1 pseudogene is annotated in these 339 nt (G+C 18.0%); it reads left to right on the forward strand.

Going from position 1 to position 339, the window contains the following annotated elements:
- Window positions 1–168: 168 nt before the first annotated feature.
- Window positions 169–339: pseudogene (locus RI01_RS03975) on the forward strand (phase variable surface lipoprotein); the annotation flags it as partial.

The following is a 339-nucleotide window of genomic DNA, read 5'->3' on the forward strand; positions in this document are numbered from 1 at the left end:
AAAATAAGTTTTAGTATAAAATAAATTTTTACAATAAATCAATGTTCTATTTCTAAAATTATTCTTTTAAAAGGCTCTTCTTTTGGGGGTCTTTTTTTCTAATTTTATGTGTTTTTTTATTTCATACATTAAAATTTGTTATAATTCTTTTTTTATTGTTATATTTTTCTTATTAAATTTAAACAAACAAAAATAACCTTAATTAATGATAATTTCTCTTCTAGTAATAGTAAACTATTACTTTCAGATTTAACCCCGCTTAAAACCTATTTAATATATTCCAAATCAATTATAAAAATGAATCTAAAAATATCATCAAAAAATTAATTGGCAAAATCA

It is taken from the genome of Italian clover phyllody phytoplasma str. MA1 (genome assembly GCF_000300695.1).
In the GTDB taxonomy this organism is placed as follows: domain Bacteria; phylum Bacillota_I; class Bacilli_A; order Acholeplasmatales; family Acholeplasmataceae; genus Phytoplasma.